General features: G+C 71.4%; 20 protein-coding genes and 1 riboswitch. Of the genes, 6 read left to right on the top strand and 14 right to left on the bottom strand.

The features are described 5' to 3' along the window. Window positions 1-20 precede the first annotated feature (20 nt). From OG303_RS20465 to OG303_RS20440, 6 genes are all read right to left on the bottom strand, one after another. Window positions 21-815 (bottom strand): aminotransferase class IV, encoded by a 795-nt coding sequence (locus OG303_RS20465; protein WP_405869878.1) that lies wholly within the window; start codon window positions 813-815, stop codon window positions 21-23. A 52-nt stretch (window positions 816-867) separates the two neighbouring features. Further along, window positions 868-2,046, bottom strand: a complete 1,179-nt coding sequence (locus OG303_RS20460) for an FAD-dependent monooxygenase (RefSeq protein ID WP_405869877.1) — start codon at window positions 2,044-2,046, stop codon at window positions 868-870. Beyond that, window positions 2,043-3,611, bottom strand: coding sequence for a class I adenylate-forming enzyme family protein (locus OG303_RS20455; RefSeq protein WP_405869875.1), 1,569 nt, complete (start codon window positions 3,609-3,611; stop codon window positions 2,043-2,045). The genes OG303_RS20460 and OG303_RS20455 overlap by 4 nt, the downstream gene beginning before the upstream one ends. A gap of 88 nt (window positions 3,612-3,699) precedes the next feature. Then, window positions 3,700-5,223: an AMP-binding protein gene (locus tag OG303_RS20450; RefSeq protein WP_405869874.1), complete on the bottom strand. Its 1,524-nt coding sequence runs from the start codon at window positions 5,221-5,223 to the stop codon at window positions 3,700-3,702. Next, window positions 5,220-7,412: an aminodeoxychorismate synthase component I gene (gene pabB, locus OG303_RS20445; protein ID WP_405869873.1), complete on the bottom strand. Its 2,193-nt coding sequence runs from the start codon at window positions 7,410-7,412 to the stop codon at window positions 5,220-5,222. The genes OG303_RS20450 and pabB overlap by 4 nt, the downstream gene beginning before the upstream one ends. A 29-nt stretch (window positions 7,413-7,441) precedes the next feature. Next, window positions 7,442-8,020 (bottom strand): hypothetical protein, encoded by a 579-nt coding sequence (locus tag OG303_RS20440; protein WP_405869872.1) that lies wholly within the window; start codon window positions 8,018-8,020, stop codon window positions 7,442-7,444. 240 nt (window positions 8,021-8,260) lie between these two features. Here OG303_RS20440 and OG303_RS20435 point away from each other — a divergent pair, with 240 nt between their 5' ends. After that, window positions 8,261-9,019 (top strand): DUF3050 domain-containing protein, encoded by a 759-nt coding sequence (locus tag OG303_RS20435; RefSeq protein WP_405869871.1) that lies wholly within the window; start codon window positions 8,261-8,263, stop codon window positions 9,017-9,019. A gap of 351 nt (window positions 9,020-9,370) precedes the next feature. On the opposite strand, the gene OG303_RS20430 is transcribed toward OG303_RS20435, so the two are convergent. Further along, entirely contained in the window at window positions 9,371-10,210 is an 840-nt protein-coding gene (locus OG303_RS20430; protein ID WP_405877390.1) for a DMT family transporter, read from the bottom strand. A 158-nt stretch (window positions 10,211-10,368) separates the two neighbouring features. Between OG303_RS20430 and OG303_RS20425 the strand changes: the two genes are divergently transcribed. Both OG303_RS20425 and OG303_RS20420 read left to right on the top strand, forming a co-directional pair. Continuing rightward, window positions 10,369-10,719, top strand: a complete 351-nt coding sequence (locus tag OG303_RS20425; protein ID WP_405869869.1) for a hypothetical protein — start codon at window positions 10,369-10,371, stop codon at window positions 10,717-10,719. 55 nt (window positions 10,720-10,774) lie between these two features. After that, window positions 10,775-11,959: a glutathionylspermidine synthase family protein gene (locus OG303_RS20420; protein ID WP_405869868.1), complete on the top strand. Its 1,185-nt coding sequence runs from the start codon at window positions 10,775-10,777 to the stop codon at window positions 11,957-11,959. A gap of 7 nt (window positions 11,960-11,966) precedes the next feature. Here the strand turns inward: OG303_RS20420 and rocD are convergent, their stop codons facing one another. Continuing rightward, a complete protein-coding gene (rocD, locus tag OG303_RS20415; RefSeq protein WP_405869866.1) occupies window positions 11,967-13,172 on the bottom strand; it encodes an ornithine--oxo-acid transaminase in 1,206 nt (401 codons plus the stop codon). A 104-nt stretch (window positions 13,173-13,276) separates the two neighbouring features. After that, window positions 13,277-13,365: riboswitch (ZMP/ZTP riboswitch) on the top strand. A 43-nt stretch (window positions 13,366-13,408) separates the two neighbouring features. Here rocD and OG303_RS20410 point away from each other — a divergent pair. Then, a complete protein-coding gene (locus OG303_RS20410) occupies window positions 13,409-14,860 on the top strand; it encodes a glycine hydroxymethyltransferase (protein ID WP_405869865.1) in 1,452 nt (483 codons plus the stop codon). 116 nt (window positions 14,861-14,976) lie between these two features. Here OG303_RS20410 and OG303_RS20405 read toward each other — a convergent pair whose 3' ends face one another. The 4 genes from OG303_RS20405 to OG303_RS20390 all read right to left on the bottom strand — a co-directional run bounded on the left by OG303_RS20405 (window position 14,977) and on the right by OG303_RS20390 (window position 18,198). Then, complete coding sequence (locus tag OG303_RS20405) at window positions 14,977-15,795, bottom strand: hypothetical protein (RefSeq protein ID WP_405869863.1); 819 nt, start codon at window positions 15,793-15,795, stop codon at window positions 14,977-14,979. A gap of 63 nt (window positions 15,796-15,858) precedes the next feature. Next, complete coding sequence (locus OG303_RS20400) at window positions 15,859-16,614, bottom strand: hypothetical protein (RefSeq protein ID WP_405869861.1); 756 nt, start codon at window positions 16,612-16,614, stop codon at window positions 15,859-15,861. Between the two features lie 95 nt (window positions 16,615-16,709). After that, window positions 16,710-17,651 carry a hypothetical protein gene (locus tag OG303_RS20395; protein ID WP_405869859.1) on the bottom strand — a complete coding sequence of 314 codons (942 nt, stop codon included), beginning with the start codon at window positions 17,649-17,651 and terminating at the stop codon, window positions 16,710-16,712. After that, a complete protein-coding gene (locus OG303_RS20390; RefSeq protein ID WP_405869858.1) occupies window positions 17,638-18,198 on the bottom strand; it encodes an RNA polymerase sigma factor in 561 nt (186 codons plus the stop codon). Before OG303_RS20390 ends, OG303_RS20395 begins: the two co-directional genes overlap by 14 nt. 131 nt (window positions 18,199-18,329) lie before the next feature. Here OG303_RS20390 and trpS point away from each other — a divergent pair, with 131 nt between their 5' ends. After that, on the top strand, window positions 18,330-19,343 hold the full coding sequence (gene trpS, locus OG303_RS20385) for a tryptophan--tRNA ligase (protein WP_405869856.1): 1,014 nt from the start codon (window positions 18,330-18,332) through the stop codon (window positions 19,341-19,343). A 137-nt stretch (window positions 19,344-19,480) separates the two neighbouring features. Further along, window positions 19,481-20,056, top strand: a complete 576-nt coding sequence (locus tag OG303_RS20380) for a 2'-5' RNA ligase family protein (protein WP_405869854.1) — start codon at window positions 19,481-19,483, stop codon at window positions 20,054-20,056. Here the strand turns inward: OG303_RS20380 and OG303_RS20375 are convergent, their stop codons facing one another. After that, window positions 20,057-20,812 (bottom strand): decaprenylphospho-beta-D-erythro-pentofuranosid-2-ulose 2-reductase, encoded by a 756-nt coding sequence (locus OG303_RS20375; protein WP_405869853.1) that lies wholly within the window; start codon window positions 20,810-20,812, stop codon window positions 20,057-20,059. 8 nt (window positions 20,813-20,820) lie between these two features. Continuing rightward, window positions 20,821-22,194, bottom strand: coding sequence for an FAD-binding protein (locus tag OG303_RS20370; protein WP_405869852.1), 1,374 nt, complete (start codon window positions 22,192-22,194; stop codon window positions 20,821-20,823). Between the last annotated feature and the right edge of the window lie 128 nt (window positions 22,195-22,322).

The following is a 22,322-nucleotide window of genomic DNA, read 5'->3' as shown; positions in this document are numbered from 1 at the left end:
TGCTCGTTCTTCTTTCCGCGTTATTTCTCCGGCAGCGGCTCCATGGTGTCGTCCAGCCAGGCCCGCCATTCCGGGGCGCGGACCGCGGGTGCCGCCTGCAGCGGGCCGTCCGTCCAGCCTGTGACCGGCCGGATCCCGTGCAGCGCGTTGACCAGCCACACCTCGCGGCCGTCCAGTTCGGCGACCGTCCGCTCGCGGTGGGCGACGCGGATGCCGAGGCGCCGGGCCCGTTCCTGGATGAGGGCGACGGTGACTCCGGGCAGGACGGGCAGCAGCGGCGGAGGCAGGCACAGGGTGTCGTCCTCCCACCAGAGCACGCTGGCGGTGGCCGACTCCAGCACCACACCGGACGGCGCGATCAGCACCGCCTCCTGAGCGCCCGCCCCGACCGCCCGCCCGCGCACCTTGGCCAGGGTGTCCAGGTCCGGCCCCTTTCGGCGGGGCACGGCACGCGGATCCGACTGGCCGACCGCCCAGACCTCGATCTCCGAACCGAGGGGTGGCGCGTGCCGCAGCCGCAACCGCACATGATGGGGCGTGAGTTCGACCCGCGGGAACCACTCGCCGGTGCGCGGCAGCGCGTCCGTCATGGCCTTCCAGAACTCCAGCATCCGGTGGAGCGGCGGCCCTCCGCACTCGCCGCAGGAGCGCACGAAGCGCTCCCGGTGCCGGTCGAGGCCGCGCACCCTGCCGTCCCGCACCAGCCAGGAGTCCGCGACCAGCAGCGGCCCGCCGGTTCCCGCCTCCTCGACGGGGCGCAGCCCGGCGGCCGGCGACCATCCCCACAGGCCTTCTGCCACTGCCGGTTGTGTCATGACTGCGCCTTTCTCACCGTCGGTCGTGCCATGGCTGATTCCCACAGTGGCCTCAGTACTTTCCCGCGGCCACTGCCGATGCCCCACCCCGGGGCCCGTACGGCGCGTGCTCCAGCCACGATCCACAGGACGGCAGGACCGGCGCAAGCGCCGCCGCCGCGCGTTGCCTCAGCCGTACGGTCCGCCGCCGGGGCCGCAGATGGTCCAGTGCGGCCCCGGCGGCCGCACTGTTGAACAGGCCCGCAGCGCGCCGGACTTCGGCGAATTCGGCGACCGCCTCGGTCGTCCCCGCCGCGATCGCCTCCGCGGCCGCCGCCGCGTCCGCGATCCCGCTGTTCATGCCGCGCGCCCCGAACGGCGGGAACAGATGCGCCGCCTCACCCACGAGCAGCACCCGCCGGTGGGGATCGGTGAAGGAGGCGGCGACCTTCCGCAGGAAGCGGTACGTCGACACCCACAGGATCCGCTCGGCGTACCCCTCACCCACCACCGCGGGCAGCCAGCGCCGTACGGCCTCCTCGGTGCCGTACGCCTCCTGCGTGTCCTGGTCCCGGCACTGCAGGTCGACCTGGAAGCCCCCGGTGAACGGCACCCGCATCACGCTGCGCCCGCCGACGCCCGGATGCTCGTAGTGGAAGACCCGCTCGAGCGGCAGCTCGGCGCCGGGGACGTCGGCCACGTCGACGACGACATGGAAGCCCTCCCCGCGCGTGCCCTCCATGGCGATGCCGAGACCGTGCCGGAGTGTGGAGCGGGCACCGTCTGCGGCGACGGCGTACCCGCCGGTCCACATCTGCCCGTCCTCGCCGGTCAGTTGAACGCCGGTCCGCGTGGTGCGTACGTCCCTCACGCGGGCGTCCCACTCGAAGTCCACCCCGGCGTGTGCGCAGGCGGCGCGCAGGAAGCGTTCGGTGTCGACCTGGCGCAGGCTGGTGAAGGGCGGCGGGCCCGAAGGGGGCGGGAAGGTGCGGGAGTACACCTCGCGCCCCCGGTAGAGGGTCCGCTTCGTCTGCCAGGTCCGGCCGTACGACGTGATCTCGGCGGCGAGTCCCGGCTGCATCCCGTCGAGCAGGCCGAGGGTCTCCCGGTGCACGAACAGGGCGCGGCTGCCCGGCCGTTCGCGGTCCTCGGGGTCGGCTTCCAGCAGGAGGACCGGCAGTCCGTGCGCCCGCAGGGCGAGCGCGGCCGACAGGCCCACGGGCCCGGCACCGACCACCACGACAGGGTTCACGTGCGGGCGCCCTCGGCCAGCATGCGGGTGATCTCCACCCGCTTCACCTTCCAGGTGGCGGTCATCGGCAGCTCCTCGAACCGCCACTGCCGCGGCTCGGCCATCGCGGGCAGATCGGCCGTGGCCTCCCGCCAGCGATCCTGGTCCAGCGGCCGTTCGCCCCGCACGCACACCACCGGCACCGGCTCCCGGTCCACGCCCGGCACGATGACGACCTCGCGCAGCTCCTCCAACCGGTCCATCAGCGTGTCCTCGACCTCCAGATTGCTGTGCACGGAGTCGATCTGATCGATCTCACGGTCGATCAGATACAGCGCGCCCAGGCGGCTTTGGTAGCCCATGTCGCCCATCTGCCACCAGGCGCCGTCGAGTTGACGCTCGTACTGCTCGCGGGCGCCGAGGTAGGTGAGGATGCGGCCCCGGGTGCGGGCCTCGATCCGGCCGGGTGTTCCCGGGGCCGCGGGTCGCCCGTCGGGGCCGGTCACGCGGACGCGCGTGAATCCCGGTATCCCGATCCCCACCCGCCGTCCGTCCGCACGCGCGGCGCTGCGCCGGGTGAACCACTGGAACGCGACCGGCCCCGTCTCGCTCTGCCCGTACAGCTGGATCAGCCAGGGCGTACGGCGCTTCGAGGCGCCCAGCAGCCGCCGTACGGTGCGCGGGTGGATCGCGTCGAACGTGGAGCCGTACGACCTGACCCGGGACAGGGGGGCGCCGGGCGCGTCGGCCAACTCCTCCCACAGCACGAAGGTGTTGGGGTGGGTCTCGACGATGCCGGGCCGGTGCCGCACCAGCAGCGGTCCCACCGCGGCCGGGTCCGGGTCGGTGATCAGTACGAGCGGGCTGCCGAAGTGCAGCAGCACGCCGAGCAGATGGTAGAAGCGCGAGTGCACGAAGGACATGTGCACCGCCGCGGTCTCGGCGCGGGTGGGCCAGCCCATCGCCTTCTGCGGTACGAGCCGGTTCCACATGGTGCTCGCGCAGTGCACGGCGAGCTTGGGGACGCCGGTGGTGCCCGAACTGTGGGTGATCAGGGCGGGCTCGCGCGGGTGCAGCCGTACGGAGGCGGGCGGTTCGGCGCCGGCGTACTTCTCCAGGGGTTCGGCGCCGGGCGCGTCGTCCACGGAGAGGGTCCGCCGGACGAGGGAGGAGAGGTCGACGTCCTTGAGGGGGCCCTCCAGTTTGGCCCGGTCGGTGACGAGCCAGGGCTGCCGCAGCCGCCCCAGCAACTGCCCGACCACCGGGCCGGCCAGCCCCGGCGAGAGCAGCACGGGGACGGCGCCGATGCGGGAGAGCGCGCAGGTCAGCAGCATGATGTCGACGTTGTCCGTCTTGTGGACGGCCACCTGTTCCGAGGGCCGTACGCCGGCCTCCCACAACCGGCCCGACAGCTCCTCGACGACCTCGGCCAGCACCGGGTAGCTGAGGTCGACGCCGAGCGAGGGGTTGACGTCCAGCGGCCGGTCGAGGGTGACGAAGACGGCTCCGTGGCGGTCGGCCGCCCGCCGGAACACCGGCCCCAGATAGAAGCCGCGGTCGGCGAGCAGAGGATCCTGCTGTCGCATGGGGCCGTTCCTTTCTGTCGTGAGGTCACCGGCCCGGTGGTCACTGGCTGATGCGGTCATTGGCTTACGTGGTCATCGGCTGACGCGGTCACCAGGCGCCCTGGCGGACCAGATGGCGGCGGAGCTTTCCGGTGGGCGTGCGGGGGAGCGAGGGGACGAAACTGACACTGCGGGGGACCTTGAAGGCGGCCAGGTGCTCGCGGGCCAGCCCGACGAGGTCGTCCTCCAGACCCGCCGTCAGCGGCGCGACGGGAACGACGAAGGCGCGCAGCCGGCCGACACCGCGCCCGTCGGTGACGGCCGCGACCGCGACCTCCCGCACCGCCGGGTGCAGCCGCAGCACCGCCTCCACCTCCAGCGGGGAGACGGTGATGCCGCCGACCATCTCCAGGTCGTCGGTGCGGCCCAAGTGGCGGTAGGCGCCGTTCGGTTGGCGCACTGCCCGGTCGTGGGTGGCCAGCCAGCCGCCGACCAGGGTGCGCTCGGTCTCCTCGGGGCGGTTGAGATAGCCGGGCGTCACCGTCGGCCCCCGCACCCACAGTTCGCCCTCCGCGCCCTCCTCCACCGGGCACCCGGCACGGTCGCGCAGCTCCACCTCGAAGCCGGGCACGGGACGGCCCACGGTGCCCGGAGCGTTGTGGTCGAAGCTGTTGGCGCAGAAGGCGTGCCCGGCCTCGGTCGAACCGATCTGCTCCAGCACCGGCGCGCCGAGCAGCTCGGTGACCTGCCCCCCGAGCCCGTCCGGCAGACCCTCGCCGGCCGACACCGCGGCACGCACCGAGCCGAAGCAGGCCTCGTGCCCGCTGCCCCGGTCAGCCACCAGCGCCGCGTAGGCGGACGGCACGGAGTAGAGCAGCGTCACCCGGTGCCGGGCGACGAGTTCGTCGACGGCGGCCGGGGCCGGCCGCCGGTCGACCAGTACGGCGGAGGAGCCGGAGAACAGCGGGAAGACGAAGGCGTTGCCGAAGCCGTAGGCGAAGTACAGCTTCGACACGGACAGGGTGACGTCGTCCTGGGTGATCCGCAGCAGCCGCCGTCCGATGAGGTCGTGGTACGCCTTCGGGTCGCCGTGACCGTGCACGACCCCTTTGGGGCGGCCCGTGGTGCCGGAGGTGTACTGCACGTACAGCGGAGTGTGCGCGTCGACCGGACAGGCGTCGGCCGGCTCGGCGACCGAGGTGAGCGCGACCAGCTGATCGGCGCCCAGACAGGCCCGGTCGGCGAACCGGTCCTCGAGACCCGGCCCCGTGACGCACAGCACGGCCCCGGTGTCGTGGGCCATGAACGCGTGCTCGGCCGCCGGGAGTTCGGGGTTGACCAGCACCGCCACGGCCCCGAGCCGGGCGACGGCGAGGAAGGTCGTCACCCAGGCGATCCCGTCGGGCAGCGCGAGCAGCACCCGGTCGCCCGGCCGCACCCCGTGACCGGCGAGCACGCCGGCCGCACGGGCCGCGAGCGTGTGCACCTCGCCGTGGGTCCAGGCACGGTGGCCCTGGTGGAAGGCGGCCCGGTCCACCCACCCGCGCCGCTCGGCCAGGCCGGCGAGCTGCGCGGCGAGGTTGCCGGGAGCCTGGGACTCGGCCGGCGTCAGCGTGATCTGCGGAGTCGTCATCGCACCGGCTCCTCGTTCGCCGCGCGCTCCTGGCGGACGTCGGCGCGGGCCGCCGTGGTCTCCCGCTGCTCCCGGATCCGCTCCACGGTGTGCTCCCGCAGGGCCCGCATCTGGGCCGCGGTCTTCAGCAGCATCTCGTCGTACTCGGCGACCGGATCGGAGTCGAGGACGATCGCGCCGCCGGCGCCCAGATGCATCAGCCCGTCCGCGAACACGGCCGTACGGATGACGATGTTGAGGTCCGCGCCCCCGCTGCACCCGAGGTAGCCGATCGACCCGGAATACACGCCGCGGGCCTCGGTCTCCAGGGAGTCGATGATCTCCATCGTGCGCCGCTTCGGCGCCCCGGTCATCGATCCGCCGGGGAAGCAGGCGCGCACGCAGTCCACCGTGTCCGTGCCCGGCCGCAGCCGGCCCTCCACGGTGGAGACGAGCTGGTGCACGGTCGCGTACGTCTCGGTCGCCATCAGCCGGGTCACCCGCACCGATCCCGTCCGGCAGACGCGGCCGAGGTCGTTGCGGAGCAGGTCGACGATCATCAGGTTCTCGGCGCGCGTCTTGGCGTCCGCCGCGAGGGAGTCCCTGAGCCGGGCGTCCTGTTCGGGCCCGTCCCTGCGGGGCGCGGTGCCCTTGATGGGCCGGGCCTCGGCGACCCCGTCCCGGGTGATGCGCAGGAACCGTTCGGGGGAGGAACCGGCCACGTCGACCTCCCCGAACCTCAGAAAGGCCGCGTACGGGGCCGGGTTGATCCGGCGCAGCACGCGATAGAAGTCGTACGGGTCCGGCGGGGCGGGTAAGCGGGCCGCGTTGGTCAGACAGATCTCGTAGCTCGTGCCCGCGCGCAACTCCCGCCCGCACGACTCGATGTCCGCGAGATACGTCGCCCGGTCCCGCACCAGCCACGGTTCGGCGGCGGTGAGGTCGGGCTCGGTCCGCCCGCGCGGCGAGGGCCGTTCGGGGGCGGCGGAGACGAAGCTGAGCTGGGCCAGCGCGCTCTCGAGCCAGTCGTCGGCCTCCCGCGCGCCCTGCGGGGTGTCCTCGGCCAGACAGACCGCGTAGGTGAACCCCTTCAGATGGTCCACGGCGACGATACGGTCGGCGAACAGCCAGCAGGCGTCCGGGATGTCGGACGAGTGCCGGTTCGGTGAGCCGCAGTCGGCCTTCATCTCGTAGCCGAAGTAGCCGACATAGCCCCCGGTGAAGTCGAAGGGCAGCCCGGCGGCGTCCACCCGACGGCTCGTCAACTGCCGCCTGAGATAGTCGAAGACGCTCGCCGAGACCTTGCGCGGCGGCCGTCCGGGCCGCTCGATCTCGCACCGCCCGCTCTCGACGTCGTAGCGCACGAACTCCGCGAGCGGACCACTGTCGTCACCGAAGAACGAGAATCGCGACAGCCCCTCCTCGACCAGCGAACTGTCCAACCAGAACGCCCGCCGCGACGCCCCGTACATCCGGGTGAACGCGGCCTCCGCGTCGACGGCGCCGGCGATGCGCCGGGTGTGCAGTCGGTAGGCGGGGGCCGCCCGCCGGGGGCGGGGGACGGCCGCGGCCGGGACCGGGATCGCCGCCGCGTCGGGGGTGACGGCGGTGTTCTTCGTACGGGTCCTACGGGCCCGTTCCGCCGTGAGATTACGGAAGTTGACCAGCATCCGGTGGCCGTACTCGGTGAGCACGGACTCCGGATGGAACTGCACCCCCCACAGCGGCCGTTCGCGGTGCCGCAGCGCCATCAGGACCCCGTCCTCGGCCCAGGCGGTGGCCTCCAGGGTGTCCGGGAGCGGCTCGGACACGGCCAGCGAGTGATAGCGGACCGCGGTGAACTCCTGCGGCAGCCCCCGGAACAGGTCCCGGCCGTGGTGGCGGACCGTGGACAGATGTCCGTGCCGGGGCTCCGGGGCCGGCCGGACCCGGGCGCCCTCCCCGAGCGCGATGCCCTGGTGGCCCAGGCAGACGCCGAGCACGGGGATCGGGGACTCGGCGAGCACGGCGGCACCGAGGCCGACGTCGCGCGGCTCGGCCGGGTGCCCGGGCCCCGGCGACACCACGACATTGTCGAATTCCGCGAGATCGGGAACTCCGCCGGCGGCGTCATTCAGCACCACAACCGGTTCCTCGCCGTTGACCTCGGCGATCAGCTGGAACAGGTTGTAGGTGTACGAGTCGTAATTGTCGATGAGCAGGGTCTTCACCCGCCCACCTCCCTCGGTTCGTTCCGGGCCTATGCGGTCCGTCTTTTGTGCCGTCCACGGAATGCCTGGAGCGGCGGATACAGCCATTTCTTGAAGAAACGCTGAAGCCGCGGCATGAGAATCCAGGTGACGAGGGCAGTGACACAGAGACATAACAGCAGCGTGCGGACGAGCGGATTGAGGCCGCCGAGATAGGGAATGACGATCAGATTGAACAGGAGCACCGGCGGAAATACCGCGCTCATGTTGATGAACCACAGTTTCCATTTCGGCGGCGGGGTGGGCGCCTTCGGTGCGGTGGTCTGGGAGTCGAACCACACCTTGGAGCCCCGCACGCTCCTGCGCTCGGTCTGCCGGGCGACGCTCGCCACCCGAACGTCCCACTGGGCGCGGGCGGTTGACTCCTCCCAGGCCCGGGCCGTGCCCTCGCTTGCGAAGCGATAGACCACATGCCACTCCGCCTCCTGGTCGACAAGGACGCCACCCCCCAGGAAGCCCGGCTGCTGCGAGCTCGCGCCGAGCATGGCCCACCCCCACGAGTGGAAGTCGGGCTCATGGCCCGGCACCACCTGATAGGCCACGGTGACGGTGACGGGATTGCTGGTCACGCGGATTGGTACGCAAAACCTCCACAGCACGTTCAAATATTAAACGAAGTTCTTTCGACTGTCCGGATCGTGACTCTTCATCCATCTTTCGTCCGCCTTGGCGCACTCTGTCGACTTCTACTGGGGGTAACTTCCAGCAAATTCGGGGAAGCGCTTGCCGGGCGGGTCTAAACGGCTGCACGATCGCTTTCCTCGACATTCCCCGACCGAAGGAGATCCATGTCCAGGTACGACTGGGATATGAGCCACGAGGGAATCGACCAGGCCCGTTCCGTGATCGAGCCGGCGCGGAAAGAAGTGACCGCGCATCCGATTTACCAGCGGATCAACAGCCGGGCGGACATGGCGACGTTCATGGCGCACCACGTCTTCGCGGTGTGGGACTTCATGTCCCTGCTCAAGTCGCTGCAGCGGGAGCTGACGTGTGTCGACGTCCCCTGGGTGCCACGCGGTTCGCAGGTGAGCCGGCGGCTCATCAACGACATCGTGCTCGTCGAGGAGAGCGACGAGCTGAACGGCGGCTTCAGCAGCCACTTCGAGCTGTACCGCGCCGCCATGCACGAGGCGGGCGCCGACACCACCCGGCTCGACGCGTTCCTCGCCCTGCTCACGGAGGGCCACGGCGTCCCGGCGGCCCTGCGCGCCGCCCAAGTCCCCGCCCCCGCCAACGAGTTCGTCCGCACCACCTTCTCGATCATCGAGGACCGGCCCCTGCACTGCCGGGCCGCCGCCTTCGCCTTCTCCCGCGAGGACCTGATCCCCGACATGTTCGACCAGGTCATCAAGAAGGAGGGCACCGAACGCTTCCCCCTCTTCTGCGACTACCTCGCCCGCCACATCGAGGTCGACGGCGAGGAACACACCCCCATGGCCATGCAGATGGTGGCCGACCTGTGCGGCACGGACGACACCCGCTGGCAGGAGGCCGCCGAGACGGCAATCCTCGCCCTGGAGGCCAGGTCCCGACTGTGGGACGGGATCACGGAGGCGATGGGCTGAGGCGACGAAGGGTCGCTCGCGCCACGGCTTCCGCGCCGGTCACGTCGCCGTCTTTACGGCGGTCACGCCGAGGTTTCCCGGTCGGTCACGTCGGTGTCTCTACGTCGGTGTCGACGTCGATCGCGGCAGCGAGTCCACGCTGGTCATGCGGCGGTATCCCCGTCGGTCACGCCGCCCCGTCCACGTCCATCACGTCGCCGCCTTCACGTCGGTTACGCCGCCCCGTCCACGTCCATCACGTCGCCGCCTTCACGTCGGTTACGCCGCCCCGTCCACGTCCATCACGTCGCCGCCTTCACGTCGGTTACGCCACCGTCTCCACCGGCCGTCCCGTCGTCATCTCCGCGCCGGTCACGTCGCCGTCTCCGTAGTCCCCTCCGATGTCGGCGCCTCTCCGAATCGCGCCAGCGCCAGTGCGCCCGCGACGGCGATGACGAACCCCAGCACCGCCAGCCAGGCGAGCCCCTCGCGGGTGCGGTCCCCGAGCCACACCACGCCCACCAACGCCGGGCCGATCGTCTCGCCGATCACCATTCCGGCCGTCGCCGTGGTGACCGAGCCGCGCTGCAGGGCGGAGGTCAGCAACAGGAAGGCAGCACCTCCGCCGAGGAGGAGGGCGTACGTCGCCGGGTTGGTGAGCAGTTCCGACGGTACGAGCGAGTCGATCAGGCGTACCGACACCTCCACCACCCCGAACCCGAACCCGGCCCCCAATCCGAGCACCAGCGCCCGCCCCCGCCCGGACCAACGCCCGCCGACCAGCCCGAGCAGCAGCACCACCACGGCGATCGCGAGCATCACCCACTTCAATGCCGTCGGCCCCTCGCGATCCCCCTCGGCCCCGGACGCCAGCCCCAGCATCGCGAGCCCGGCGCACACCACCCCGACCGCACCCCACTCCATCCCGCTCAGCCGCACATGCAGCAGCCTGGCCGCGACCACTCCGGTCACCGCCAGGCTGGACGCGAGCGCCGCCGCGACCGCGTAGATCGGAATCGACCGCAGTGCGACGATCTGCAGCAGGAACCCCAGCCCGTCCAGCGCCAGCCCGGCCAGATACCGCCACTGCCGCAGCGCCCGGAGCAGCAGCGCCGCCTCCCCGCCCCCGCCCGCACTCGCCGCTCGCGCGGCGACCGCCTGCAGCACCGTCGCCGTACCGAAGCAGACCGCCGCGCCAAGAGCGCACACCATGCCAAAGATCACAAAGGGACTGTAGGGGAGGCACGCAACGGGCGGGGCGCCTGGGCGTGCCCTCTCACCGATCTTTAGGCTGACCCCCGCACACCGCACGACAGCACAGACACCGCACGACAGCACGTCGGGCAGCACATCAACGGGGAGACACGGACATGGCGGACGCACGCCGGCAACTTCGCTCGGGCACGGTCGTGCTCGGTGGCATGGGACTTCTCGCGGCGACCCTCACCGCCTGCTCCTCTGACCCCGACAAGCGCTGCGTCGACCGCGACAGCTACAACCTCGCCAAGGGCTACAAGGTCGTCGCCGACCAGAACTGCAAGTCCACGAAGGCCTCGGCCAACGGGGTCTGGTACTACGGCGGCAGCAAGAAGGGCTCCTGGGTCGAGGACGGCTCCTTCACCAAGCCCCGCAAGGCCTCCAGCGGTTCGGGCGGTTCCGGCGGCGGCCACGGCGTCTCCCGCGGCGGCTTCGGCAGCGGCAAGGGAAGCTCCGGCGGCTGACGGGCCCGTAACCAGGACCCGTCACCAGAACTTCGTCACCAGGACTCGTACGGCCATGCAACGCCACACCCTCACCCCCCGCCCCGGCTGGCAGCAGACCGTCGAGGAACAGGGCCTGATCTACCCCCTCACCCGCCACCCCGACGACTCCCTGCGCCCCTACTGGGACGAGAGCGCCTACTACTCCTTCACCCTCGACGAGGTGGAGGCGCTGGAGGAGACCGTCGAGGAACTCCACCGCATGTGCCTGGCGGCGGCGGACCACATGGTCACCGTCGGCCGCTTCGCCGACCTCGGCATCACCGACCCGCGGGTGGCCGAGGCGGTCACCGAGTCCTGGCGCCGGCGCGCCGAACTCCCCTCCGTCTACGGCCGTTTCGACCTCCGCTACGACGGCACGGGCCCCGCCAAGCTCCTGGAGTACAACGCCGACACTCCCACATCCCTGGTCGAGGCGGCCTCCCCGCAGTGGTTCTGGATGGAGGAACGCTTCCCGGGCGCCGACCAGTGGAACTCCCTCCACGAACGCCTCGTCGCCGCCTGGAAGAAACAGTCCGCCCTCCTCCCGCCCGGCAGCCCCCTGTACTTCGCGCATTCCTCGGACGACGAACTCGGCGAGGACCTGATGACGGTCGCCTACCTCAAGGAGACCGCCGAACAGGCCGGCCTGGACACCGACTGGATCTCCATGGAGGAGATCGGCTGGGACTCCCTCTCCGGCCGCTTCGTCGACAACCAACTCCGCTTCATCCGCAGCTGCTTCAAGCTCTACCCCTGGGAGTGGCTCACCACCGACGCCTTCGCCGACCACGTCCTGGACACCCTCGACAACGGCGGCGGCACGGGCACGACCCTGTGGATCGAACCGGCCTGGAAGATGCTCCTCAGCAACAAGGCTCTCCTGGCGATCCTCTGGGAGCTCTACCCGGACCACCCGAACCTCCTACCCTCCTATCTCGACGGCCCGCGAGAACTGACGGGAACCACGGGCTACGTCGCCAAGCCGCTGCTCGGCCGTGAGGGCGCCGGCGTGACGATCCACGAGCCCGGCACCGCGCCCGTCGTACGCGAAGAGGCTTGCTGCTACCAGGAGTTGGCCCCGCTGCCCGACTTCGACGGCAACCGCGTCGTCCTCGGCGCCTGGGTCGTCGAGGACGAGTCGGCCGGCCTCGGCATCCGCGAGTCGTCCGGACCGGTCACCGACGAGTACGCCCGTTTCCTGCCGCATGTGATCCGGTGAGGCCGCCTCAGCCGCCGAGCACGCCCCGCAGTTGAGCGAGCCCCCAGTCCAGATCCTCCTTCCCGATCACCAACGGCGGCGCGATCCGCACCGTCGACCCGTGCGTGTCCTTCACCAGTACCCCCCGCTCCATCAGCTTCTCCGACACCTCCCGCCCCGTCCCGAACGCCGGACCGATGTCGACGCCCGCCCACAGTCCCCGCCCGCGCACCGCAGTCACCCGCCCGGCGCCCTTCAACGCCCCCAGCTCCCGGTGCAGATGGCCGCCCAGCTCCGCCGACCGAGCCTGGAACTCGCCCGTCCGCAGCATCGCGATCACCTCCAGCGCCACCGCACAGGCCAGCGGATTCCCACCGAACGTCGACCCGTGCTCCCCGGGCCGGAACACCCCGAGCACCTCGGCACTCGACACCACCGCCGACACCGGCACGATCCCGCCGCCCAGCGCCTTCCCGAGCACATACACATCGGGTACGACCCCCTCGTGCTCGCACGCGAAGGTCGCGCCCGTCCGCCCCAGCCCCGACTGGATCTCGTCCGCCACGAACAGCACGTTCCGCTCCCGCGTCAGTTCCCGCACCGCCGGCAGATAACCGGCCGGCGGCACCAGCACCCCCGCCTCGCCCTGGATCGGCTCGAGCAGCACGGCGACCGTGTTCTCCGTCATCGCGGCCCGCATCGCCGTCAGGTCCCCGTACGGCACGATCTCGAAGCCCGGCGTGTACGGCCCGAAGTCCGCCCGCGCCTCCGCGTCGGTGGAGAAGCTGATGACCGTCGTCGTACGGCCGTGGAAGTTGTTGCCCGCGACCACGATCTTCGCCATCTCCGCGGGCACGCCCTTGACCCGGTACCCCCACTTCCGGGCCGTCTTCACCGCGGTCTCCACCGCCTCCGTGCCCGTGTTCATCGGCAGCACCATCTCCATCCCGCACAGCTCGGCGAGCTCGGAGCAGAACGCCGCGAACCGGTCGTGGTGGAACGCCCGCGACGTCAGCGTCACCCGCTCCAGCTGCGCCTTCGCCGCCTCCACGAGCCGCCGGTTGCGATGGCCGAAGTTGAGCGCCGAGTAACCGGCCAGCAGATCCAGGTACCGCCTCCCTTCCACATCGGTCATCCACGCCCCGTCCGCGGACGCGATGACCACGGGCAGCGGGTGGTAGGTGTGCGCGGTATGCGCGTCGGCGGCGGCGATGAGGGTCTCCGTAGCAGTCACGGGATCTCCAGAAGGTGCCAGATGCTGAGGATGGGCCCCCTTTCCTATCGTCGCTCGCATGGTGGATGCGGGACCTCTGCCTCCCGGCGCGCCCGGTAGGCTGACCGGCGGGCCGTGACTGGCGCGCTGGGATGGGACCGACCATCGGGGAGCGGCCTTCGTAGGACGAGTGCCGTGCGCCTGGGCCAGCCGTGAACCGTGAATGCTCCAAGCCACGCCACCCGGAGGCCGACGACATGTCAGAGCAGCAGCCCCTCTCCACCGAGTCCACCGCCTTCCGCGCCGCCCTCGACGTGATCCGCGCCGTCGAGCCGCGAGTCGCCGACGCCATCGGCCAGGAGGTCCACGACCAGCGCGAGATGCTCAAGCTGATCGCCTCCGAGAACTACGCCTCCCCGGCCACCCTTCTCGCGATGGGCAACTGGTTCAGCGACAAGTACGCCGAGGGCACCATCGGCCGCCGCTTCTACGCCGGCTGCCGCAACGTCGACACCGTCGAGTCCCTCGCCGCCGAGCACGCCAAGGAGCTGTTCGGCGCCCGCCACGCCTACGTCCAGCCGCACTCCGGCATCGACGCCAACCTGGTCGCCTTCTGGTCCGTCCTCGCCGACCGCATCGAGGCCCCCTTCCTGGAGAAGACCGGCGTCCGCCAGGTCAACGACCTCACCGAGGCCGACTGGGCCGAGCTCCGCCAGGCCTTCGGCAACCAGCGCATGCTCGGCATGTCCCTGGACGCCGGCGGCCACCTCACCCACGGCTTCCGCCCGAACATCTCCGGCAAGATGTTCGACCAGCGCTCCTACGGCACCGACCCGGCCACCGGCCTCATCGACTACGAGGCCCTGCGCGTCTCCGCCCGCGAGTTCAAGCCGCTGATCATCGTCGCCGGTTACTCCGCCTACCCCCGTCTCGTGAACTTCCGCATCATGCGCGAGATCGCCGACGAGGTCGGCGCCACGCTCATGGTGGACATGGCGCACTTCGCCGGTCTCGTCGCCGGCAAGGTCCTCACCGGCGACTTCGACCCGGTCCCGCACGCCCAGATCGTCACCACCACCACCCACAAGTCGCTGCGCGGCCCGCGCGGCGGCATGGTCCTGTGCGACGACTCCCTCAAGGACCAGGTCGACCGCGGCTGCCCGATGGTCCTCGGCGGCCCGCTCCCGCACGTCATGGCCGCCAAGGCCGTCGCCCTCGCCGAGGCCCGTCAGCCCTCCTTCCAGGACTACGCCCAGCGCATCGTCGACAACTCCCGCGCACTGGCGGACGGCCTGATGCGCCGGGGCGCCACCCTCGTCACCGGCGGCACCGACAACCACCTCAACCTCATCGACGTCACCTCCTCCTACGGCCTCACCGGCCGCCAGGCCGAGGCGGCCCTGCTCGACTCGGGCATCGTCACCAACCGCAACGCCATCCCGGCCGACCCCAACGGCGCCTGGTACACCTCCGGCATCCGCATCGGCACCCCCGCCCTGACCACGCGTGGCCTGGGCACCGCCGAGATGGACGAGGTCGCGGGCCTCATCGACCGCGTCCTCACCACCGCCGAGGCGGGCACCACCAAGTCGGGCGCTCCCTCCAAGGCCCAGCACGTCCTCGACCCGAAGATCGCGGACGAGATCTCGCACCGCGCCACCGACCTCGTGGCCGGCTTCCCGCTGTACCCGGAGATCGACCTGGGCTGACGCTTTGGTCTGACACCTTGGGCTGACGTCTTGGGTTGAAGCCTTGGTCTGACGCCTTCGGTGGACGACAAGGCGGATCTCAGCGGTCTCAGTGGGCTCCGTGGTCTCGGCGGACCTCAGAGGTCGAGGTCGAACAGTTCCTGTCGTGGTTCCTCCCGCGGCGGTCCGGCTCCCTGCCGGGCCGCCGCGCGGCGTATCAGCAGCGTGCCGCCGGCACCGAGCACGAGCCCCAGGGCCAGCCCCGAGACCGCCCACCCGACGCCGCCCGCGTCCCAGCCGGCCCCATGCCCCCCGGCCGCGCCCTCGGCAGGCCCTGCCGCAGCCGCCCCCTCGCCGAGCCCGGCGAGCACCTTTTCCCGTTCCAACTGCACGAAGATCGAGCGCGGCGCCCGGTGCCAGCGGATGTCGTCGTCCTGAACGTCCGGCGCCGGATCCGTCCGTATCCAGGGCGTGCCGTCCGCCGCCACCAACAGCTGGTCCTGGCGTTCGACGGCCACGTCACCGCCCGGTGGCCGGTTCGTCCGGGGCCAGCCGCCGATTCCCGTCAGTCCCCAGATCACGGTGATGTCCACCGGCGGATAGCGGCCCTCGGTCCAGGCCTCCGGTACCCGCTCGGTTCCCAAGTACGTCGGCCGCAGCAGCTGCTTCAGGCGGGCGAAGGACGCCTCTCTGGAGCGCAGTACCGTCGTCTGCCCCGAGCCGCCCGCGATCACCATCGCCATGTCGGGGACGTCCTGCTCCTGCTCCTGCTGCTCCTGTGCCTGAGTTCTCAACGCCTGTGTTCTCAAGGCCTGCGTTGTCGACGACCGTCCCTCGGTGCCGGCGTCCTCGGTCCCTCCGGCCGCGTCGGCCGCCGGCACCGCGCACAGGGCCAGCATCACCGCCGGCAAGAGAGCCGCCAGCCGTACCCTTGCCCGTCCGCTCAGCCCTGCCATCAGTCCCCTCCCCCCTCGCCTCTTCTCCGGTTCTCCTCGCCGGTTCTCCTCTCCGGCGTCGGCTCACACATCCCGCAGCTCCTGCCGGGGGCCCAGCTCCCGCCCCCGCCGCCCCCGCCGCCACCGGTCCCGCCGCTCCCGCGATGCGACCGGCCGCAGTGCCAGTGCCAGCGCTGCCCCGGTCGCCGCGCCGGGCAGCGCCCACCACCGGTTCGCCCACCAGCCGGTGTCGTCGTCGGCCTTGGGCGCGCCGACCGTCACCGTGGCCGTCCCCGCGTCCGTGTCCGGAACAGCCGCCGTGTCCGGCCCCTCCGTTTGCCAGGGCCCAGGGAAGATGCCGGTGTACCCCTCACCCCTGGCCCTGCCCATCACGCCCAGTTTCTTGAGCAGGGCCCGGAGTTGGGCGGGGTGGTCGGCGCGGTGCCAGTAGCCGTTCGCGTTCTCCGGCACGTCGGCCGCCGTGTGGATCCAGACGGCCTGCGATTTGGCCTCGACCGGGAAGACGCGGTCCATCCGCCACGGCGATATGTCGTGCGCCAGCCAGGTCACGTTGATCTGGCGGGCACCGGCCAGATCGGACTTCGGAGGCTCCTCCCGGGCGCCCGTGTTCTCCGGGCCCAGGAGTTGCTGCAACTCGTCGTACGCCTTGTCCGAGTAGGAGAGGGCGGAGGCCTCCCCGCTCGCAGGCGATGTCACCAGCACGCTCGTCGGTCCACCGGCCGAAGCCGACGACGCGCCCCACACCATCAGGGCAAGTGTCGCCGCCAACGCCCCCACCAGCCCGGCCAGTTCACGAGCCCTGTACCGCCATCCAGGCATTCCGTCCCCCAACGGTCGGTCCCTGCGGCCCGTCCGCGGCCGCGTGTCACTTCTGGTACACCGCCCGACCCGCCGGGGTTCCCACCTCCCGCGAACTATTTGAAGGACTCCCCGGACTCCCCGGAAAGCTCCGACGGCGCTGCGAGCGACTTCGCGACCTCCAAAGCCCGGCTCCTCGACGCCAGCCCTTCCAGCCGGAGCGTCACCTCCCCGTCCCCCACCCGGTGGCTCCACAGCAGCGTCGGCCCGGCGGTCCGCTCCTTGCGGGTGAAGCGGTTGCCGTCCGCGTCCACCAGCCAGAAGCTCAGCAGGTGGGGGCGGGGGAACCACAGGGCGTAGTTCTGCACGCCGTCGGCCGAGGGCTCCTCGCCCAGCTCGATCCACTCCGGGGGTTCGCGCACGGTCTTGGTGAAGGCGGGGTCCAGCCGCTCCGGAAACTCGTCCAGCCGCACCGTGTGCCCGCCCTCCCGCCAGCACAGGCTGACCAGGAACCGCCCGTGCGGCTCGCTCGCCACGGCCACCGTGTCCGGCAGACCGAGCGCGTCCGGGACCAGCGGCTCGAAGCCGGCCCGGCGCTCGGCCTGCCCGAGCGACACCGACCTCCCGCAGCCGGGCACCTCGGCCCCCGGCGAGGGCACCGCCGAGGGGTCGTACCGCACCTCGACACCGCCGAAGTCGAACCAGTCCAGGACCGCGGCCCGCACCGGGGGCGTGAGCGCGAGGACCGTCAGCAGGCCGCACAGGACCGCGGTCAGCGAACGCCACCGCACGCGTGTCCAGCGCCGGACCGTACGCAGCCGCTCACGGGCGCCCCCGGGCTCTGCCACCGGGACCGGCAGCTGCTCGGCCAGTATCTGTCCCAGCACCCGCTCGACCATCGTCTCGGAACCGACGGAACCGACGGAACCGGCGTCCCCGGGCGCATCCAGTGACCGCCCGAGCGCCCGCAGCTCCTCCGGCAGCCGAGAAGCACCGGTGCCCCCCGGACCACGTCCGCCCTCACCGTCGTACGCATCGCGTCCCTCACTCACCCTCATCACCCCCTTCCCGAGGCTGGAAATCCGGCAGCAGGCGGCCCAGCCTGCGCAGGGCGCGGTTGAGGCGGGACTTGACCGTCCCGCGAGGCCAGCCCAGGGCCTGGGCCGTCTCGGACTCGTCCATCTCCAGGAGATAGCGGTAGGTGACGACCAGGCGGTGCTCCTCGCTCAGCTTCTCCAGAGCGGAGAGGAGGGCCGCCCGGCGCTCCGTCTCCAGCGTCGCCACCGCCGGGTCCGCCGATTCCGGTATCAGCGGCTCCGCCTCCGCCAAAGCTGCCTCCCGGCCGGCGAGCGTGCGCTGCCGCGCCGCCGTCCGCACTGTGTTCCTCGTCTCATTGGCGACGATCGACAGCAGCCACGGCTTGAACGCCGAGCCGTCCTTGAACCTGCTCAGCGCGCAGTACGCCTTGACGAAGGCCTGCTGCACCACGTCCTCCGCGTCCGCACCCGCCCCGAACGCGGCGGCCGCCCTGAGCGCGATGCCCGTATGGGCCCGCACCAGCTCCGCGTACGCCTCCGGTTCTCCGGCGCGTACGCGTGCGATCACCGCGGCCTCATCGACGATGCGGCCCCCCTCCCGCGTTCTCACACTCTTGTTACACCGCGGGAGAGGGATCGGTTCCCATCTGTTTCCGACCAGTTCCGGATCGGGCCGGGACACCTGAGAGAATGGTGAACATGGCCTCTGACAGTCCCCGCGTGCTCTCCGGGATCCAGCCCACCGCAGGCTCGTTCCACCTCGGCAACTACCTCGGCGCCGTCCGCCAGTGGGTGGCCCTGCAGGAGTCCCACGACGCGTTCTACATGGTCGTCGACCTGCACGCGATCACGGTTCCGCAGGTCCCGGCGGAGCTGCGCGCGAACACCCGGCTGGCCGTCGCCCAGCTCCTCGCGGCCGGTCTCGACCCCGAGCGCTGCACGCTCTTCGTCCAGAGCCATGTCCCCGAGCACGCCCAGCTGGCCTGGGTCATGAACTGCCTCACCGGCTTCGGCGAGGCGTCCCGCATGACCCAGTTCAAGGACAAGTCCGCCAGGCAGGGCGCCGACCGCGCCTCCGTCGGCCTGTTCACCTACCCGGTCCTCCAGGTCGCCGACATCCTGCTCTACCAGGCCAACGAGGTCCCGGTCGGCGAGGACCAGCGCCAGCACGTCGAGCTCACCCGCGACCTCGCCACGCGCTTCAACGGCCGCTTCGGCGAGACCTTCACGATCCCGAAGCCGTACATCCTCAAGGAGACGGCGAAGATCTACGACCTGCAGGACCCGTCGATCAAGATGAGCAAGTCGGCCTCCACGCCGAAGGGCCTCATCAACCTTCTCGACGACCCCAAGGCCACGGCGAAGAAGGTCAAGAGCGCCGTCACCGACACCGACACCGTCATTCGCTACGACGCCGAGAACAAGCCGGGCGTCAGCAACCTGCTCACCATCTACTCGACCCTCACGGGCAAGTCGATCGCCGAGCTGGAGCAGGACTACGAGGGCAAGATGTACGGCGCGCTCAAGACGGACCTCGCCGAGGTCATGGTCGACTTCGTGACGCCCTTCAGGGAGCGCACCCAGCAGTACCTGGACGACCCGGAGACGCTGGACTCGATCCTGGCGAAGGGCGCGGAGAAGGCGCGCGCCGTCGCCGCGGAGACCCTCTCCGAGGCGTACGACAAGGTGGGCTTCCTGCCCGCCAAGCACTGACGCGCACCACCGCACGCACGTACCACTGGGCAGAGCGCTGCACATCACTACGGTTGCGCCTGCCCGCGACACAGCCGGGGCCTTACAGTCGATAGCCGACGGCTGAGAACAAATCCGTCACGACGACAGGAGACGACGTGGGGACCGTAACGATCGGCGTGTCGATCGCGGTCCCGGAGCCTTACGGCAGCCTGCTCCAACAGCTGCGCGCGGGCTTCGGTGACGCCGCGGCCCACGGCATCCCCACGCACGTCACCCTGCTGCCGCCGACGGAGATCGACGGCGGCGACCTGCCGGCCGTCGAGGCACATCTGACCGAGGTCGCCGCGACCGGCCGCCCGTTCCCGATGCGGCTGTCCGGCACCGGCACGTTCCGGCCCCTGTCACCCGTCGTCTTCGTGCGGGTCGTCGAGGGCGCCGAGGCCTGCACCTGGCTGCAGCAGCAGCTCCGCGACGCCTCCGGCCCGGTGCCGCGCGAACTGCAGTTCCCGTACCACCCGCACGTCACGATCGCGCACGGCATCGACGAGGAGGCTATGGACCGCGCCTTCGAGGGCCTCGCCGACTACGAGGCCGACTGGCCGTGCACCGGCTTCGCGCTGTACGAGCAGGGCCCCGACGGCGTGTGGCGCAAGCTGCGCGAATACGCCTTCGGGGGCACAGTGGTGCCGCCCCAGGCCGGTCATGTGCGGGGCACGATCCCCAGCCACTGACTAGACGGGCAGCCGTCGCAGCACCCCCCGTGGCACATGCCGCAGCACCGACATCACCACGCGCAGCACGCCCGGCACCCACACCGTCTCCGAGCGTCGCCGCAGCCCCAGTTCGATGGCTGTGGCGACCGCCTCCGGTGTCGTCGCGAGCGGTGCGTCCGGCAGGCCGGCGGTCATCTTCGAGCGGACGAACCCGGGCCGTACGACCATGACGTGCACGCCCGTGCCGTGCAGCGCGTCGCCCAGGCCCTGGGTGAAGGCGTCCAGGCCGGCCTTGCTGGAGCCGTAGATGAAGTCGCTGCGGCGGGCCCGCTCTCCGGCGACCGAGGAGAGCACCACCAGCGAGCCGTGGCCCTGTGCCTGCAGCGCGCGTGCGCTCACCAGGGCCGCCGACACCGCGCCCGTGTAGTTGGTCTGCGCGACACGCACCGCCGAGGCCGGTTCGCGCTCGTCGCGTGCCTGGTCGCCGAGGATCCCGAACGCGAGCAGCACCATGTCGACGTCGCCGTCCGAAAAGACCTTGCCGAGGGCCGTCTCGTGGGCGTCCGGGTCGAGCGCGTCGAAGGCGACCGTGTGCACGTCGGCACCGTGGCCGCGCAGCTGCTCCGCGGCCTGTTCCAGGGCGGGCGAGGGGCGTCCCGCCAGCCACACCGTGCGCGTGCGGCGCGCGATCAGACGGCGTGCGGTGGCGAGCGCGATCTCGGACGTACCGCCGAGGACGAGCAGGGACTGGGGGAGGCCGAAGGCGTCCTTCACGACAGCTCCTAGAGGTTGCCGGTTGCCTGGAGGTTGAGGCGGCGGGACAGGTCGGAGGTGAACACGCCGCGCGGGTCCAGTTCCGAGCGCAGGGCCCGGAAGTCGTCGAGGCGCGGGCACATCGAGGCGAGCAGGTCGGGGCGCAGCCGGGAGTCCTCGGCGAGGCAGACGCGGCCGCCGGCCGTGGCGACCTCCTCGTCGAGCCGGTCGAGGAAGGCGCCGAGACCGGGCAGACCCGCCGGAAGGTCGAGGGCGAGCGTCCAGCCGGGCACGGGGAAGGAGAGCCAGCCCGGGGCGGCCTCCCCGAAGCGCTTGAGGACGGCGAGGGAGGGCGGGCAGCGGCGCTCGGAGACGCGCCGCACGATCCGGCGCAGGGCGTCCTCCTGGCCGTCTCCGACGACGAACTGGTACCGCACGAAACCGCCGCGGCCGTAGACGCGGTTCCCGTGGGGCATGCCGTCCAGGGGATGGAAGAAGGCGGAGATCCGCTGCAGCCGGCCACTACGCGCGCGTGGCGCCCGCCGGTACCGGAGCTCGTTGAACAGGTCCGCGGCAGGGCGGCCGAGCAGACCGTCCGGGACGAAGGCGGGCGCGGCCGGGAACTGCGGGGTGCGGAAGGCAAGCGGGGCTCTACGCGCGCGTGCGGGCAGCGCGTCGAGCGGGGCGTGGTCGCCGCGGGTGAGGACCCCGCGGCCCGTCGCCGCGCCGCGGGCCAGCAGGTCGATCCACGCAGCCGAGTAGCGGTGCCGGCGGTCGGTGGCCGTCAGCCGCGCCATCAGGTCGTCGAGGTCCGTGGCGCGCTCGGTGTCGACCGACATCAGGGAGGTCTCGACCGGCAGCAGCTGCACGGTGGCCGTCAGGATCACGCCGGTCAGGCCCAGGCCGCCCGCGGTGGCGTCGAACAGGGGCGTGCCGGGGCTCACCGTGCGGATCTCGCCGTCGGCGGTGAGGAGTTCCAGCGACAGGACGTGGCGGGAGAAGGAGCCCGAGGCAGGGTGGTTCCTGCCGTGGACGTCGGCGCCGATCGCGCCGCCGACCGTCACCTGGCGGGTGCCGGGCGTCACCGGCACGAACCAGCCCAGCGGCAGCAGCACCTCGATCAGCCGGTGCAGCGAGACGCCCGCGTCGCACAGCACGGTGCCGCCGGTGGCGTCGATCGCGTGGATGCGGTCCAGGCCCGTCATGTCGAGCACCGTCCCGCCGGCGTTCTGCGCCGCGTCCCCGTACGCCCGGCCCAGGCCCCTGGCGATGCCCCCGCGGACCCCGCAGCCCCGGACGGCGGCCGCGGCCTCCTCGTACGTCCGTGGACGGGTCACACGGGCCGCGGTGGGAGCGGTGCGGGCCCAACCGGTGAGGGGGACGGGAACGGCGTCGGCGGACATGTCGGCGACCGTATCGTCCCTATATGGGCGATTGGTTTGGAAACATGAATCCCCTCCCCGAAATGGGTGATTAATGGGACGTCGTTGAATATTGCCGCCGGAATCGGCAGGGTGCTCGCCACAGCCCT

The sequence above is a fragment of the Streptomyces sp. NBC_00005 genome, assembly GCF_045160215.1.
Taxonomy (GTDB): Bacteria; Actinomycetota; Actinomycetes; order Streptomycetales; family Streptomycetaceae; genus Streptomyces.
This window is presented reverse-complemented; position numbering and strand designations above follow the sequence as displayed.